This window comes from Hydrocarboniphaga sp. FW305-C-57 (assembly GCF_058783045.1).
On record NZ_JBYSYG010000003.1, the window covers coordinates 473,335 to 490,312 of the forward strand.

9 protein-coding genes and 2 pseudogenes are annotated in these 16,978 nt (G+C 62.2%); 9 read left to right on the forward strand and 2 right to left on the reverse strand.

What is annotated here, in order from left to right:
• Window positions 1-152 precede the first annotated feature (152 nt).
• The 9 genes and pseudogenes from AC3WUM_RS09430 (at window position 153) to AC3WUM_RS09470 (ending at window position 15,291) form a co-directional block, all read left to right on the forward strand.
• Window positions 153-2,930: a hypothetical protein gene (locus tag AC3WUM_RS09430; protein WP_492409979.1), complete on the forward strand. Its 2,778-nt coding sequence runs from the start codon at window positions 153-155 to the stop codon at window positions 2,928-2,930.
• A gap of 139 nt (window positions 2,931-3,069) precedes the next feature.
• Entirely contained in the window at window positions 3,070-3,960 is an 891-nt protein-coding gene (locus AC3WUM_RS09435; RefSeq protein ID WP_492409980.1) for a peptidylprolyl isomerase, read from the forward strand.
• Window positions 3,957-4,652, forward strand: coding sequence for an ankyrin repeat domain-containing protein (locus AC3WUM_RS09440; protein ID WP_492409981.1), 696 nt, complete (start codon window positions 3,957-3,959; stop codon window positions 4,650-4,652). The genes AC3WUM_RS09435 and AC3WUM_RS09440 overlap by 4 nt, the downstream gene beginning before the upstream one ends.
• A gap of 5 nt (window positions 4,653-4,657) precedes the next feature.
• On the forward strand, window positions 4,658-5,704 hold the full coding sequence (locus AC3WUM_RS09445) for an efflux RND transporter periplasmic adaptor subunit (protein WP_492409982.1): 1,047 nt from the start codon (window positions 4,658-4,660) through the stop codon (window positions 5,702-5,704).
• Window positions 5,701-6,813, forward strand: coding sequence for an efflux RND transporter periplasmic adaptor subunit (locus AC3WUM_RS09450; RefSeq protein ID WP_492409983.1), 1,113 nt, complete (start codon window positions 5,701-5,703; stop codon window positions 6,811-6,813). The genes AC3WUM_RS09445 and AC3WUM_RS09450 overlap by 4 nt, the downstream gene beginning before the upstream one ends.
• A complete protein-coding gene (locus tag AC3WUM_RS09455) occupies window positions 6,810-9,224 on the forward strand; it encodes a TonB-dependent receptor (RefSeq protein ID WP_492409984.1) in 2,415 nt (804 codons plus the stop codon). Before AC3WUM_RS09450 ends, AC3WUM_RS09455 begins: the two co-directional genes overlap by 4 nt.
• A 45-nt stretch (window positions 9,225-9,269) precedes the next feature.
• Window positions 9,270-9,956, forward strand: a pseudogene (locus AC3WUM_RS09460) (MBL fold metallo-hydrolase); the annotation flags it as partial.
• Between the two features lie 399 nt (window positions 9,957-10,355).
• A complete protein-coding gene (locus AC3WUM_RS09465; RefSeq protein WP_492409985.1) occupies window positions 10,356-14,837 on the forward strand; it encodes an RHS repeat-associated core domain-containing protein in 4,482 nt (1,493 codons plus the stop codon).
• 97 nt (window positions 14,838-14,934) lie between these two features.
• On the forward strand, window positions 14,935-15,291 hold the full coding sequence (locus AC3WUM_RS09470; RefSeq protein ID WP_492409986.1) for a hypothetical protein: 357 nt from the start codon (window positions 14,935-14,937) through the stop codon (window positions 15,289-15,291).
• A gap of 49 nt (window positions 15,292-15,340) precedes the next feature.
• Here the strand turns inward: AC3WUM_RS09470 and AC3WUM_RS09475 are convergent.
• Both AC3WUM_RS09475 and AC3WUM_RS09480 read right to left on the reverse strand, forming a co-directional pair.
• Window positions 15,341-16,233 (reverse strand): annotated as a pseudogene (locus AC3WUM_RS09475) (IS3 family transposase); the annotation flags it as partial.
• A gap of 22 nt (window positions 16,234-16,255) precedes the next feature.
• The coding region (locus AC3WUM_RS09480; protein WP_492409987.1) for a transposase at window positions 16,256-16,978 on the reverse strand (723 nt) is incomplete at its 5' end.

A 16,978-nucleotide genomic window follows, 5' to 3' on the forward strand; every position in this document is an offset into this window, starting at 1 on the left:
CGTGGCGCCACCGCAGGGAGCGGCAGGCAAACGAAGCCAGGCAACCTCACGAGAGGAGTGAGTGCTGACGATTGCATCCCCATTCGAATTGCCAATCAGACACTCAAGGAGTCTTCACAATGAGCGTTACCAAACGCCGCACCCGAAGGGGGGTGCCAAAGGCCTGGACCGCAGTAGCGAGCGCCGCATTCGGCGCCGCGCTGCTGTCGGCCAATGCCGTATCGGTCGCAGCGCCGGCGCAAGCCTCGGCGCTGCTTGGTGGTCTCAGCAACGCGGTCAACAACACGCTGGGCACCGTTGCATCGAACCTCAACGGCAGCAAGAACAGCACGCGCGACGCCGTCGCCAAGGCGACCGGTGGAGCCGCGCAGCCCGCCATCAACAAGTACACCGGCGCGGTGATTCCGAACGGCGCGGTGCTGCTGCTGTGGACCGGTGACGGTTGCGCCTCTCCGGCCTGCAACCCGGCGACCGCTCAGGACTTCCTCGCCGTCGTCGATGCAGAACCGAATTCGACGACCTACGGCAACGTGATTTGGACCGCGGAGCTTCCGAGCCTGTTGCTCGGCAGCATCGGCGGCGGTGCGGCGAACCTGCTGCGTACGGACTCGCACAACGATCCGCACCACATGCTCGCGTACACCTCGTATATCTCCGATGGCAGCGACGGTCTGACCGCCGGCCGCAAGTACACCTTCGCGGGCGGCGTGATCACCAAGAACGTGTTCCGTTACGACATCACCAGCGTGCGCAGCATCAAGAAGGCGGAGATCGCGGTCTGCGGTTCGCAGGTCAAGCGCTCGTCGCTGACCGACGATTTCATCGTCATGCCTTCGCAGGGCGGCGGTCACAAGATTCTCTACACCTACATGGGCAACTACGCCTATGCGCCGGGTGGCACGGTGACCGAGATCGAGCCGAGTCGCACCGCACCGACCGCGCTGGGCGCCTGCTTGCCGGCGGTGCCCGACGCGATCGCGCTGACCACCGAGACGATCAAGCAGTTCGGCATTCTCGGCGCGCTGCCGCAGAGCCCGGACGATGGTCCGCTGCTCGGCCACGCGGGCATCACCGAGTATCCGGGCACGGTCAAGGCCGATCAGCCACGCAACCCGACCAATTACACGAGCTACCCGGACCAGCGTGCTTCGCGCCAGTCCAACCAGGGCCTGTTCTTTCTCGGCAACTACGACGCCGGTCTGGAATCCGTGCCGCACGGCATGGCGCTGACCTACGACGGCAAGTACCTGGCGACGTCCGATTACGCGGTTCCGGCTTCGATCGGCGCCGCGGCCGTCAACGGTGCGCTCGGCGCGCTCTGCGGCCAGGACCAGCAGCTCGGCGGCATTGGTCCGCTCGGCATCTGCGGTTCGAGCTTCGGCGCCTCCGTGCGCGTCTGGGAGACCAGCGGCACGTACACCAAGGGCAAGACCAAGGACTCGCTCAAACCGGCCAACGTCTACAAGAACAATCCCTACCTGCGCTCGGTCAGCGCGGTGCCGGATGGTCCGCGCATCGAGCCGATTTTGATCCACGAAGAAAACGAAGGCCTGATGGCGTTCGGTCTTCCGCACCAGTCGCATCACTGCGTCGGTCAGAAGGGCTGGATCAACAACGGCGACGCGAGCTACGACGCGGCGGTTTCTCCGGCCGGCGTGGCGGCCAACGCGGCGGCGACGAAGAACGCCCAGGGCTGCTCCGAAGGTTCGGCCGACTACGTTCCGCACAAGGGCGCATTCTCGGCGAGCATGTGCGGCGGCGTGCTGTTCTACAGCCCGGACATCACGCTGCGCGGCGACGAGTACAACGTCTACGGTGGCAAGGGCCCGTACTGGCGCCCGATCTACGACGTGGGCCCGTGCACCGGCGTTTCGTACTTCTCGATCTCGGATGACGATCGCTTCCTGATCCTGCCGATCTCCGGCATCGAAAGCCCGCCGTCGATCGATCCGGCCGGCAGCGTCGACTTCGATCGCGACTATCCGCGTGAACACAGCCGTCGCGTGCTGACGGTCGACGTTCGTCCGCTGCTCGCCAAGGGCAAGGCCGATACGCAGGCCACCAAGATCCAGTGCGACTTCCCGGCGGCGGATGCCTCGCGCACGGCCAACACCACGCTGGGCCTGCGTGCTGCGCGTCTCGACAAATCGGGTGGCGTCAGCGGCCGCTTCAACGTGCTCAGGCACAACAACGAAGCCGACGATTGCCCGCGTATCCGCGGTGTGATCGGCCAGTTCGAAACCGGCCCGAACGGTGAAGGTGCGGTGACCTCGCTGTCGTCCAACGTCACGCAGCCGGGTACCGGCTACGCGCGTCTGGCCGAACTGGTTCCGGAGCTGCGCAACCTCAACCTCGGCGGCATCTTCCTCGATGCGACCAAGACCGGTGGCGAGCCTTCGGGCACCGGCGGCGCTCCGGGCAGCGGCAACCTGAACTCGCTGCAGAACCTCTACACGCACGGTGGTCCGCACTTCACCAACTTCGACCGCATCGGCTACCAGAAGCTGCCGAACGGCGAGGGCGGCTACAAGGATCTGCGTCCGAGCGCGCTGGGCCTGCCGCGCAACCAGGTGGAAGGCGGAGCTGAAGTCAGCGGCGTCGATCGCTACCTGTTCATCCAGTACTTCGTCGAGCTGCAGCACGTGCCGCTGCCGGGCACGGGTTCGGACGGCGATCGCACGGTCTGCATCGGCAAGGTCGATCGCACCACCGGCGCGACGGTGCTCGACACCTCGTTCACCGACGAGCTGCTCGGCACGCCATGCCTGGACTTCGACAGCGCGGCGCGCGATGCCTGGCTGTGGCCTGGAGAGCGCGGTGCCAAGGGCGGCGCCAAGCCGCACTCGGGCATCTTCGAGCGTGACGGCGCCAACCTGTTCGGCCCGGGCTACTTCCCGGCCAAGCCGGTGAACCCGGACGGCGATTTGTAAAGCCGGCCTCTCTCGAAGTCCGTTTGCGAAGGCGTCATAACGCCAGCCTTGTCCGCCCGCGAGTCTTCGCGGGCGGACAAGCGCCCTGGACGAATTTACTCAGGAGTTTCCCGTGGTCCGAGTTCCCGATTTTCGAGCTGTGATCAAAGTCGTTCCGATGGCGGCCGCAGTGGGCGCCACGCTCGTCGCCGGCCTCGCGCTGGCCGACGATCAAGCCGTACCCGCGAATGCAGGGCTCGCCGCCGACATCGTCGTCAACGGCCAGCCGATCAGCGTCAATCACGTCAAGCTCATGGCCGGTGGCCTCGACGTGAATTCGCAAGGCGATCGCGTCGCTTCTCCCGAAGACGCGCAGCGCGCCGCGCGTGCCGAGCTCATCACCGAAGAAGTGCTCGCGCAGGCCGCCAAGAAGAAGGGCATCGACAAACGCGCCGACGTCGTCGACCAGATTGCGTATCAGCAGCGCGCGATCCTGTCGCGTGCCTATCTCGAAGATTACTTCGAGCAGAACCCCGTCAACGACGCGACGCTCAAGGCCGCCTATGAATGGAAGCGCGCCAACAACAAGATCGTCGAGTACAAGGTGCGCCAGATTCTGGTCACGTCCGACGCCGCCGGGCGTGAAGTGATCGCCGCGCTAAACAAGGGCGAGGACTTCGCCACCGTCGCCAGGAAATACACGCAGGATCCCGGTGGCCAGAACAACGGCGGCGATCTGGGCTGGTTCCGCCCGGACATCTTCGTCGACCATCACTTCACCGACGAAATCGAATCGCTCAAGAAAGGCCAGTACAGCAAGGCTCCGGTGCGCAGCCGCTTCGGCTGGCATGTCGTCAAGATCGAGGACGGTCCGCGCGTGATCGCCAAGCCGCAGCCTTACGAATCGCTCGACGACAGCGTGCGCGAGGCCCTGCGCCAGCGCGGCGCGCAGCAGCAGATCGAAAGCCTGACCGCCAAGCTCACCGCCGAGGCCAAGGTCACCGGCCCGGGTGCCGCAGGCTCCGCCAACCAGAAGAGCGCCAAACGATGAACCGCCCGTTTTCTTTCGCCGCGCCGCTGATCGTCAGCGCGCTGGCGCTCGTACTCGCGGCCTGCGCGCACGCGCCGGCCGAGCCGTCCCAATCCGAAGCGAAGAACGTGGCGGCCGCCGAGCCCGAGCTGTCGCCGCACGATCGGCAGATCTTCTTCATCAACGACGTGCGTCGCGGCAACTGCGATGCGATCGCGCCGGCGCTCGCCAAGGGGGCCGACATCAACGGTTTCGATTCGCTCGACCAGACCGCGCTGATTGCCGCGGTGAGCCAGGGCCACATCGACTGCGTGACCCAGCTGCTCGACAAGGGCGCCGACGTGAACCTCGCCGATCACGCCGGCTGGAGCCCGCTGATCCACGCCTCGTACTTCGGCGCGAATCTCGATCTGCTCGCGCTGCTGCTCGATCGCGGCGCCAACGTCAACGCGCAGAACGGCCGCGGACTCACCGGGCTGTACCTGGCGACAGCCGCCGGCCACGAGCTCACCGTGCGCCTGCTGCTCGCCAAGGGCGCGGACACCCAGCTCGCGTCGCAGTCGGGCTACACGCCGCTGCGTGTCGCGCAGCTGCGCGGCCTAGATCGCATCGCCGCGCTGCTCGAAGGCAAGCAGGTTCCGCTGCAGCCGGCGAACGCCGCGGCTCCGGCTTCGAGCACGGCCAAGCCTGCCGCGACGACCGCAGCTCGTTGAGTGGTATGCGCGCCGCGACCTTGCTGATCGGATGCTGCGCGCTTTGGCCCACGTTGGGTCCGGCCGCAGCGCCGGCCGCGCTCGACATCGACAAGGCGCAGCAGCGTCGCCTGCAGCTGCGCACGGTCGAGGCGGTCGATCGCGACAGCCGCGTGATCGCCGCGCGTGTGATCGCCAACCCGCGCTCGCTCTGGCGGGTTTCGGCCGACCAGCGCGGGCTCGTCGAGCCGCCCGAGCGCGGCTTTCCGAAAGCCGGCGATCGCGTCGAGAAAGGACAGCTACTGGCCTGGCTGCGGCCGGCCGTCACCGACGGACAATGGCGTGATCTGCAAGGCCAGCAGGCCGCTGCACAACGCCAGTTCGAAATCGCCGATCTGAAGATCCACCGCTTCGACATGGATGTGGCGCAGCAGATCGACATCCAGCTGCCGACGCCGTCGATCCAGCTGATCGCCGATTACCACGGCAGCGAGGCGCGTCGCGCGGTGCTCGACAAGGCGCTCGCGCATCGCGTCGCACTGAAGGCGCCGGTGTCCGGGCGGCTGCTCGACACGCTTGCGCAATCGGGCGGCGTCGCACTGGCCGGTGCCTCGCTGTTCGAAGGGCTCGTCGAAACCGGTGCGCCCGCATCGGGCCTGCTCGTCGAAGCGCTGTGCGATGCCGACGTGCTCGATACGCGCGCGGCCAGACAGGCTTTGCGTGCGGATGGCTCGGCGCTCGCGCTCGAATTCGTCGGCGAGGCTTTCGATTCCACGCTGCGCCGGCAACGCGCGTGGTACTCGGCCTCGGCGTCCGACCTGCGCGTCGGCGAGCCTTTGCGCATCGAACTCGCGACGCGCGAGATACAAGCCCGGCTGCCGCGCAGCAGCGTGTTTTCGTTCGAAGGAAACCGCTGGGTCTGGGTGCACGAATCGGCCGAGCGCTTCGTCGCGCGTGCGGTTTCGCTGGCCGAGGCCGATGTCAGCTCGGTGGCGGTGAGCGCCGGCTTGCAGCCCGGCGATCGCGTGATCGCCGATGCCGGCGCGCTGCTCAAGCGGAGCGTCTCGCGGTGAAGTTCATCGTTCTGAGCTTGCTCGGCGCCTTGCTGTCGGGCGCCGCTGCCGCTGCGGAACCCGCGCAGCCGGCGGCATCACTGATCCTGTCCAAACCCCTTCAACGCTCGCTCGCGATCACCACGCTGACGATCGTTGCGGACTCCGCGCAAACCACGGCGCAGCAGGCCTGGGGCGAAATCGTCTCGCAGCCTGCAGGACCGGGCTTCGTGCAGGCGACGCAGGCCGGAAGGCTCCTCGCACCGCCGATGGGCTGGCCCTTGCCGGGCGAGCCAGTGCGCGCCGGACAGACGCTCGCGCTGCTCGAACCCGTGCTCGATCTGGCCGAGCGCTCGCGCCGCGAAGCCCAGCTCGCCGAACTCGAGCAGCGGCAGTTCATCGCCAAGATCAATGTCGATCGACTGAGCTTGCAGTCGCAGGCGCGCATGGCCGCCGACGACAAGGCCAATCTGTATTTCGAAGAGGCCAAGGCCGAGGCCAGATCGCTGGCCGAGCAGATCGGATTCCTGAAGCAGAGCCTGCAATCGCGCATCGAGATTCGCGCGGCAGTAGCGGGCGTCGTGCAGCGCAGCCTGGTGTCGGCCGGCTCGGTCGTCGAAGGCGGGCAGCGCCTGTTCGAATTGCGCGTGCAGGCGGCTCCGCGTCTGGCCTGGCGCCGTTACCAGGCGCCGAACGGCGAGGCGCTGCAAGTCCAGGCGCTCACGCAGCAAGGCGATGCGATCGCGCTCAAGCCGGCGGGCTACAGCGCGGCGGCCGATGGCCTCGGCTGGACGCTCTGGATGGACTTCGCGAGCGCGCCGAAGCATCCGCTCGCGATCGGCGAACTCGTGCGCCTGCGCTATCACGCGCCGGCCGGATCGGCCCACGCAGCGACGTTCGTGCTGCCTCGCCGCTGCGTGCAGGGCAGTGGAAAAAATACCTTCGTCTGGCTGCATGTCGGCGCCGAGCGTTTCGAGCGCCGCTCGGTGCGGCTGCGTTCGCCGGATGTCGGCGCTTCGAGCCCGGACAGCATCGCAATCGACTCAGGACTGGCTCCGCAGGATCGCGTCGTCGATCGCGGGGCTTCGCTGTTGACGCAGTATCGAATTCCTACACGCACTCCATCATGAAATCGTTTCGCCGCCTTTCCAACGCCTCCGTCGTGCCAATGCTGCTCGCGCTCGCGACACCGGTCGCTGCGCAAACCGAAAATGCAGAGCCCGCGCAGGCGACTTCATCCGAAGTCGGCACCGTGCCGGTCGAAGTGGGCGAGCAGGCCGCGCCCTTGCAGTCCGAAAGCACGCCGAACACTCCGGTGTTTCTCGAGGAAGTCATCGTCACCGCGCGCAAACGCGAAGAGCCGCTGCAGGACGTTCCTGTTTCGATCTCGGCGTTCTCGGGCGCTCAGCTCGATGCGCGCGGCGTGGTCGACGTGCGCGATCTCGCCCAAGCCGTGCCGGGCCTGCAGTTCAGCGATCTGGGCGGCTACAACCTGATCTATCTGCGCGGCATCGGCACCGACATCTTCATTCCGTCGGCCGAGCCGAGCGTCGCGACGTATCTCGATGGCGTTTACTTTCCGTCGGGCCACAGCATTGCGCAGTCGTTCGGCGCGATCGAGCGCATCGAAGTGCTCAAGGGTCCGCAGGGCACGCTGTTCGGGCGCAACTCCACGGGTGGGGCGATCTCGATCTTCTCCGAGCAGCCCGGGCCCGAAACCACCGGCTCGTTCCAGACCAGCTACGGCAACTTCGGCGACACGCGTACGCGCGGACACGTCAATCTCGCGCTCGGCGACGGCTTCGCGACGAGCGTGTCGGCCTTCTACAACCGGCGCGACAGCTATTACGACTGGGACAACCCCAACGGCTACGAACTGCCTTCCGAGATCAACAAAGGCGCGCGCGTTCGCGTGGGCATGGAGTTCACCGACAATCTCAAGCTCACGCTGACGGGCCTGGCCGCGCAGTCACGCGGCACCAGCACCACGGTGGCGGCGAACGTCGATCCGACCGGTTTTCTCGGCGCGACCTTGCCGGCCGAGACGCGCGACTACGTCATCACCGCGAATTCGCAACCCAAACTCACCACCGACACCTACTCGTACTACGGGCAACTCGACTGGCAGCATCCGGGCGTCGATATCAAGCTGCTCGGCAGCTTCTACAAGGTGCGCGCCTACGATTACGTCTACGACTTCGACGGCACCCGCCAGCCGATCGCGACCTACGGAGCGGACGGCGAGTATCAGCGTTTCACCACGAGCGAATTGCAGTTCACGTCCAACGATGAAAGCTGGGGTTCGGACTGGTTCAAGTGGGTTGGCGGCTTTTATTACCTGAAGAGCCGCGGTGGCTACGATCCGGGTTATCTGCGCCTGCTCGACTTCGTGCAGCTGCCGATCGACAACCTCGTCGGCGCGCTGCCGGAGCCGTTGCGCGATCCGCTCGAAGCGCTGCTCGGCGGCTTGCCGGATTCGCTGACTTTCTACTTCACGGGCCTGCTCGACACCGAGTCGTACTCGGCCTACGCGCAGAGCACGGTGAGCCTGACCGACTGGTTCGACGTCACGCTCGGCGGCCGCTGGCAGCACGAGACGCGCGAACTGATCATGTCCCGCGTCGACGTCGGCACGCCCGACGCGAGCATCAACTACTCGTTCAATCCAGCCAAGACCAGCGCGAACAACTTCTCGCCGAAGGTCTCGCTGGATTTCCGTCCAGCGAAGGACGTGCTGCTCTACACCTCGTTCCAGCAGGGCTACAAGAGCGGCACGTACAACATCATCAACATCTTCGCGCAGCCCGAGTACGTGAAGCCCGAGCGCGTCACGGCCTACGAACTGGGCCTGAAGTCGGATTGGTTCAAGCGCACGCTGCGCTTCAACGCGGCGCTGTTCCAGAACGACATCAAGAACCTGCAGTCGGGCTTCATGTCGTTCACCTCGGGCGGTGCGGTGAATCTGGAGAACGCCGGCAAGGCGCGCATCCGCGGCGCCGAGATCGAGCTTGCGTGGCAGCCGCTGCCGAACCTCGATCCGGGCCTGACGCTCGGCGGCAACGCCAGCTGGCTCAAGGCCAGGTATCGCGACTACACCAACGCGCGCGGTTTCTGCGAGCGCGATGGCGAAGTGGAGAACCAGCCCGAGTCCTGCAACACCCTGCCGGACGGCCTGGCTTACGACAACGGCGACTTCTCGGGCAACCGCATCGTCCGCACGCCCAAGTTCAGCGGCAATTTCAGCCTGAGCCAGAGTTTCGAGATTCCGGGCGGTCCGATCGAGGTCGCCGGCGACTACTACTACAACTCGGGCTACTACTACCTCGCGCAGAACACGCCGAACACCTTCGAGGACGCCTTCGACATCATCAACGCGCGCATCAGCTACCTGTATCGCCCGTGGTCGCTGCGCCTGACCGCTTTCGGCGCTAACCTGGGCGACGAGCGTTACAACCTTGCGCAGTTCCACACCGATTTCGGCCGGCACGATTCGCTCGCGCCGCCGCGCACCTGGGGACTGCGGCTGAACTGGGATTTCTGAGCGCGGTCTCACAGCTGAGCCGCGAGGCGCACCGAGGACGACGACATGCTGTTCCGCCAATTCTTCGAACGCGAGTCGAGCACGTACACGTACCTGCTGGCCTCGCGCGTCGGCGGCGAGGCGCTGATCATCGATCCGGTGATCGAGCAGGCGCCGATGCTGCTCGAAACCATCGGTGAACTCGGCCTCAAGCTCGTCGTCGCGATCGACACGCATACGCACGCGGACCACATCACCGCGCTCGGCAGCCTGCGCGAATCCACCGCCTGCATGACGCTGATGGGCGACCGCACGCGCGCCGACTGCGTGAGCCATCGCTTCGCCGACGGCGAGCGCATCGCCATCGACGGCCTGAGCCTGCGCGCGATCTACACGCCGGGCCACACCGACGACTCGTTCAGCCTGCTGACCGAAGGGCAGGGCGCGCAGCGGGTCTTCACCGGCGACGTACTGCTGATCCGCGGCAGCGGCCGCACCGATTTCCAGAACGGCGACGCCCACGCCGCGTACGAGTCGATCTTCAATCGCCTGCTCACGCTCCCCGAGGACACCCTGCTGTACCCGGCCCACGACTACCATGGCCGCACGGTCTCCACGATCGGGGAGGAGCGCCGTCACAACCCGCGCCTGCAAGTGTCGAGCGCCGAGGAATACGCCCGCCTCATGAGCGCCCTCGACCTCGCGCCGCCTAGGCTCATGGACGTGGCGGTGCCGGCGAATCTGCGCTGCGGGCGTTTGAGCTGAGGCGCCGGATCTAACTCCCACGGCTGCACGAAGTTCACGAGACTGCGTCGTTGTGTGACCCAATGCCGGCTTGAGCTTGGCCGCCCCTTATAGACTCCAGTCGTGACTGGAACAGGGGAACCTCATGGAGCTGCTGGACATGCTGCGTGTAAATCGCCAGATACTTGACCAGCTCCCGCCAGCATCACCGTCCACCGGTGGCAAGGTGGCTGACCCCAGTAGCGCGCCATGGTCCAGCGCATTAGTCCAAAGTGCAGGGGCTAGTTTCTAGGTTCGACTGGTGCAATTCAGGTAGGTCGGTGGCGAGAATCCAATAGAGGCATTGGTCTCCGCACATCTGCCTATATCGACCAGACGTGCACCTGCCGGACAACGTTTGGGATTTGCTTGCGCAATATTACCAATGGGCGCGCCTACGGAAAGGCTGCGTGGCGTCGAAATATTGAGGGAGATATCGCAGTGTTCTTTCAGAAAAAATTCTTCTTTTCCTCGCCCGCATTTTTTTGCGTAATGGTGCTTTTCTCATCCCTTGGGGCGAAGAGCGCCGAGGCTGCGTTGCTGGATGACTGGCAGTACGAGACGATCGCGGCTGGGCGCTTGTACTCGATAAGCACCACGACAGGAACCGCGTTCTATCACAGCGCGAATAAGGCATGCGAAGCGAGAATGCCAGCCCCCCAAAACTTTGGCCAAACGACAATAACCTACTCCAACCCCAGAGCTGGCGTCGTTGATGGCTACGGCCTTAACTGCATGTATCACGTTAAATACACCCGAAATGCCGATGGCGTTGTGACGGATGACTATCCGAATTGGTTCGGCCAAGGCTGGTTAGGAGTAAGCGCCGTTTGCCCTGAGGGCATGTCCTATACCAACGGTGTGTGCAGAGTCGCTCGACCGCCCTCCGTTGGGGCCTGCGATAAGGTCGGAAACCCTGTTTTCCCGGGGAGAAATTGCAAAGAGCAGATTGAGGTTGACTACCAGAGCTCAGCTGCGTCCGCGCCGCTGTTTTTCACCAGGCAATACTCGTCCTGGCACTTCATGAACAATGTTAGTCCGCTAGGACCGAATTGGTTCATCGAGGTGTTTGGCCGCTACCTTTCAACAGACACTAATTTCATTGTAGCCACTCGAGCGCTCGGAAGAACGGTGGGGTTTGATACGAATGGCGGGGTATGGACACCACGAACGGATACGCCGGACAAATTGGAGTCGTACTCCGATGGGCAAGGAAGTGCTTGGCGTTACTTCGATGCGAGCCGGTTGGCTTATGAGTACTACGATACGTCGGGCGTCCTTATCCGCATTCAGCAACTTGATGGTTCACAGTACACGCTGACCTACAGTTCATCCAGCACTTCGGCGGCCATTGCGCCTAGCGCTGGGCTGCTGATCGACATTGCGTCGAGCAACGGCTCACACATTGCGTTGCAATATAACGGGCAAGGACTCGTTTCGCAGATGGTCGACCCTGCCGGTCGGATCTATTCATACGACTACTCCGGCGTGGACGTTCCTACAGGCCTTTTGGGCCGCGTCACCTACCCAGACGGGCTGAATCGACAGTATCGCTACGAGCAGAGTTTAGGGCCCGCGCAGTATTCGATTACAGGCACTCCCGTGGAGCCAGTTACGTCGGCCGAGATGGCGAAGCTGAACCTATACGGGATATCGGGGACCGCTTTTGACGTTGGCTACGTCGAGCAGTTTCTTCGCATCTCAGGCAAGAACACGATGAATCCACTGACTGGGATCGTGGATGAAGCCGGCATCCGCTTTGCGACCTGGACGTATGACAAGCGCGGGCGGCCAACGTCAACGGAACACGCTGGCGGCGTTGAGAAATATTCTTTCGTCTATTCAGGGAACAACGTCGCGGTGACCAGCCCACTGGGCAGCGCCAATAACTATGTCTACACAGTGGCGGCAAATCGCAAGGTTCTGACTAGCATCACTGGACCAACTTGCACCGATTGTGGCGCTTTCAAGTCATACACCTACACAAGCAACGGATCGATCTCTGGGACTACCGACTGGAATAACAACTACATTGGATACACGTATAACGGTCGAGGTTTGGAAATTTCTAAGACCTTTTACGGTGGATCGAATCCGTCCATCAGCACGCAATGGGATGCGGCGCTTCCTTTGAAAAGCAGCTTGACCGAACAAGGCAGAAGCACAACGTTCACTTACACTTCGGCGGGACAACTTGCGACGAAGTCGATCACCGACACAGCGACATCAAAGGTCCAGCAATGGTCCTATCAGTACGACGCGCAAGGCAGGCTCTACAGCATTGATGGTCCTCGCACCGATGTCTCGGATATCACGACACTCGCGTATGACAGCGCCGGAAATGTGTCTTCTGTGACGAATGCATTGGGGCACGTTACCCAGTTCCCTGACTACGACGAGGATGGTCATCCGTTGACGATCCAAGATCCAAACGGGGTGATCACCTCCTTGGCATACGATGCGCGAGGTCGCGTTGTCAGCTCGACAATCGAGAGCGAAGTGACGACGTATGAATATGGCCCCACTGGTCTACTGACAAAAACCACATTGCCCGACGGTCGCTTTCTCGCATATGCCTATGACGATGCGCGAAGGCTGGTGCAGGTATCCGATCAAGCCGGAAATCGGGTTGATTTCACGCTAGACGTCGCGAGCAATGTGATCTCGCAGAAGGTATACGATCAGTTAGGAAGCCTGGTCCAAACCAGCTCAGCTATTTACGACGCGAATAACCGACTGCAGAAAGAATTGGATGCATCCTCTCAAGCGACAACGCTGACCTTCGATGGCAACAAGAACCTAACTAAATCCGTCGATGCATTGGGCTTGGCGACCAATTATCTGTATGACGGCCGTGATCGCCTGACTAAAATCACGAGGCCCGACTCCAGCATCGTACAGTTCTTTTTTAACGATCGGAGCCAGATCACGACTGTCCAGGACAGCAATAACCACGTGACACAGTACAGCCCAGATGCGTTTGGGAACGTGAAGAGCGTCGTGAGTCCCGACACCGGAACGACGAACAATACTTTCGACAACGCGGGCAACTTGGTGTCTTCGACGGATGCCCGAGGCGCAATCACCACATACACCTACGATGCCCTCAATCGGAGGACGCAGGCAACGTCGACTCTCCTGGGCACTTCGGTGACTTCGAACTACGTCTACGATCAAGGAACTAACGGAATCGGTCGCCTGACCTCAATGAGCGACACGGGTAGCTCGTTGGCGATTCACTACGATGGGCACGGCCGAGTCATTGAGATGGCTCGGCAAATTTCGGGTGCCACGCTGACTACAAACTACGCGTACAACAGCATCGGTCAGTTGGTGCAGATTACGTACCCTTCGGGGCATACAGTCGCCTATGGATATAACGCCAACCACACGATTGACTCAGTATCTGTAGATGGGCAATCACTCGTGTACGGCATCAGCTCTGCACCTTTCGGAGAGCCTATCGGATGGACATGGGGAAATGGCACAGCGAATGCCTTCTCTCTCAATGGAGACGGTCGTTTCTCTGCTTACCAAGTCGGAGGGACGAGTAATTCGCTCGTCTACGATGCGGCTAGTCGAATCACGAGCATTGGCGGCAGCCAAACGATCGGATATGACAATTTGAGTCGTGTGACGAGCTATTTGGGCTTCGGTCTCTCGCAAACGATGACTTACGACGCGAACGGAAATCGAAGCTCGATTCAAAACGGCACCACCAGCACTTACACCTATTCGACAGGGAAGGATTGGCTTGCATCGATTTCCGGTGGGGTAAGCCGAACATTTGGCTATAGCGCTACAGGAAACATCATCTCGGATGGACCTCGAGCGTATACCTACGATGCTCGTAATCGGCTCGTTGGAATTGGGTCGGGCGTCAGCTATTCGTTGAATGGGCAAAATCAGCGAGTGCAGAAAAACGTTTCTGGAACTATTTCGCGCTTCGCATACGATCCTGATGGCCTGTTGGAGGGCGAGTACGACTCGAGTGGTTTCCCAGTGCTCGAAACTATCTATCTTTCAGGTCGGCCAATTGGGCTGATCAAAGCTGGTTCGAATTACTACGTTTACTCCGACCACCTGAAAACACCTCGCGCAGTCTCGACTTCCAGCAATACGATCGTATGGCGGTGGGATGGAGATGCTTTCGGCACACTTGCGGCGAGTGAGGATCCAGATGGCGACGGCAATTTATTCACGTACAACGCCCGCTTCCCTGGCCAATACTACGATTCGGAAAGTGGGTTGCTCTACAACTGGAACCGTTACTACGACCCGAGTATTGGCCGCTACCTTCAAAGTGACCCTATTGGCTTGGAGGGGGGGGTAAATACTTACGCCTATGTCGAGGGAAATCCGGTGAGCAATACGGATCCGACAGGGGAATTCGTCTGGGGCGTCGCTTTCGCCGGAGCAGACTTGGCGTTGCAGCTATACGAAAACGACGGGAATTGGAACTGTGTGAATTGGGCTGAAGTCGGGTTAAGTGCTTTAGGCGGCGGACTTTTGAATGCCCTCGGAAAAGGGGCGTTCCGCTTCAAAACCGTCGGGAAGCATTCCTGGGATGCGACCCGCAAATGGATGAATCGGCGCGGGATACAGTTATTGAAGCCTGGACAGCATCGGCACCACTGGTTGTTGGAGCGGAATCAGGGGATCGGAAAAAATGTATTCAATGAGGTAAAGAATCAGCCATGGAACACGAATCCAGTCTCTGCCGAGTTCAACAACTGGCTGTCGCGCCACCCGAAACTTTCGTGGCTCGGCGCTCCCAGTTGGGTGGCCGAAATTCCAGCTGGCGCAGGTCTGGCTGCAGCAGGTATTGGAGGTGATTGTGGATGCGAATAGCAACGACTCATTGCTCCTAATTCTTCCTGGAAATCGGGGTGTGTATCCACTCAGCCCCTTGGCGCTGACTCAGGCTCAGTCGTCGCGCCGGCGCCTGATGAAAGAGTATCAAGGCGCACTAGTTCTATTCAGAGATGGGACCACGCGACGAATCAGCCGAATCCAAGTTCTTGGTCCATGGGGGCAGTCGTTCGCGCGCCGGCTGTTGAGTCGCCTGACTGATGGATGGCGGATTGCGGTCCATTTTGAGGAAGGCCGACCGCCGGACCTTGCTGAACTGAAAAATGCGGTGCTTGACTGGATTGCTGACTGTTCAGACGAAGAATTTCCTGGTGTCAGTGGCAGCACATCTAGGCGTGATGTTCAGGCCGCCATTGATGCCGTTACAACTGCCGAACAGCTATTTGAAGTGCTGAACCTTCCTAGTGCGGAAAATGCGCTAGACGTTCTTTAGTCCTCCCTGAAAAACCCGAAAAGTTGATTTCCAGGCGTAATCTTCCCCGTCAAGGCGACAGTTCAAAACCAGAGTTTCTGGCGGCTTGAACGTACTCGATCGGCGTGAGATCGCCGAGCGAGTCGTGGGGTCTTTCCTCGTTGTATTCCAGCATCCACCAGTAGACGGCCTCGCGGACGTCGTCGAGGCGGGCAAAGAGATGCTGGTCCAGCAGTTCGTTGCGCAGCGTGCGGTTGAAGCGTTCGATGTAGGCGTTCTGGTTGGGCTTGCCGGGCTGGATGTACTGGATCGCCATGCCGGCGGCCTTGGCCCATTGCGTGAAGGCTTCGCCGAGAAACTCGGGGCCGTTGTCGGTGCGCAGGACCTGCGGCAGCCCGCGTGTCTGGCGCAGGTGCTCGAAGACGCGGATCAGCCGCTCCGAGGTAATCGACGTGTCGACTTCGACGTGCAGGGCTTCGCGGTTGAAGTCGTCGACGACATTGAACAAACGATAGCGTCGGCCGCAGATCAGTGCGTCGCTCATGAAGTCGGCCGACCAGACGCTGTCGGGCAGCCGCGGCACGTACAGCGGAACGCACTCTCGCTTCGGCAGCCGCCGCTTCGCGGCACGGCGCAGATTGAGTTTCATGAGCTTGTACACGCGGTAGATGCGCTTGTGATTTCAGGGCCGGCCCTGCCGGCGCAGCTGCTTTCGACACATCCAGAAACCACGGCTCGGTCGATTCTCGACCAGCGACGCGAGCGCTGCGATCACTTCAGCGTCCCGAACCGTCCAGTGCGCCGGTTCGCGATAAAAGGCCGATCGCGACAGTCCCACGCAGCCGCACGCGCGAACGATCGACAACTCGTGCTGGTCCACCAGATAGCCGGCCGCCGCCCGCTTGGCGTCCGGCCCTACAGTTTTTTTGCGATGAGATCCTTCATCGCTCGGTTCCGGCGCGCGTCAAGATAGTTGTCGCCTCAGTCATGCAGCCAATCGCTGTTTGGTTGTAGCGCCTGATGAGTTCGGCGCGACGCATGCATCACGTTCGGGGTTGAGCGCTACGCTGGTGATCGGCGACCAGTTTCGGGTGTCGCCCGACCACCGTGCCGGTTGCTGCTCTCTTGCTTGCTGATACAGCGCGTGACGCGCAGCGAGGATGGCCGTGTCCTCGCCGGCATGGCGCTGCGCCGGGGTGACGTAGCGGATGCCGCTGTGGCGATGCTCGACGTTGTACCAGTGTACGAATCCGCTTGCCCACTTCCGCGCGCTGTCGAGATCGGCGAAGCCGTGCGCGGGGAACTCGGGGCGGTACTTGGCAGTTCGGAACAGCGCTTCGGCGTAGGCGTTGTCGTCGCTCACCCGCGGCCTTGAGTAAGACGGCTTGACGCCCAGCCAGTGCAGCATCGCCAGCACGGTCGTGGCCTTGAGGGTCGAGCCATTGTCGCCATGCAGAACTGGCTTGGTGCTCAACGCGGCAATGCCCTCGGCCAGAGCAGTGCGTCGCACCAGATGCGCGGCGTGCTCAGCCTGATCGGCCTCATGCACCTCCCAGCCAACGATCTTGCGGCTGTACAGATCAAGGATCAGGTACAGGTAGAACCACTGGCCCTGCACCGTGGTGGGCAGATAGGTCATGTCCCAGCACCAGACCTGGCGCGGCGCGGTGGCGACATGCGTGGTCGGCGGACGTACGGTCGTTGGCGC

Excerpts from the sequence above, each read along its gene's own strand:
- AC3WUM_RS09445 (WP_492409982.1), top strand. The coding sequence starts at position 4,658 with ATGCGCGCCGCGACCTTGCTGATCGGATGCTGCGCGCTTTGGCCCACG.
- AC3WUM_RS09440 (WP_492409981.1), top strand. The coding sequence starts at position 3,957 with ATGAACCGCCCGTTTTCTTTCGCCGCGCCGCTGATCGTCAGCGCGCTG.
- AC3WUM_RS09470 (WP_492409986.1), top strand. The coding sequence starts at position 14,935 with ATGAAAGAGTATCAAGGCGCACTAGTTCTATTCAGAGATGGGACCACG.
- AC3WUM_RS09455 (WP_492409984.1), top strand. The coding sequence starts at position 6,810 with ATGAAATCGTTTCGCCGCCTTTCCAACGCCTCCGTCGTGCCAATGCTG.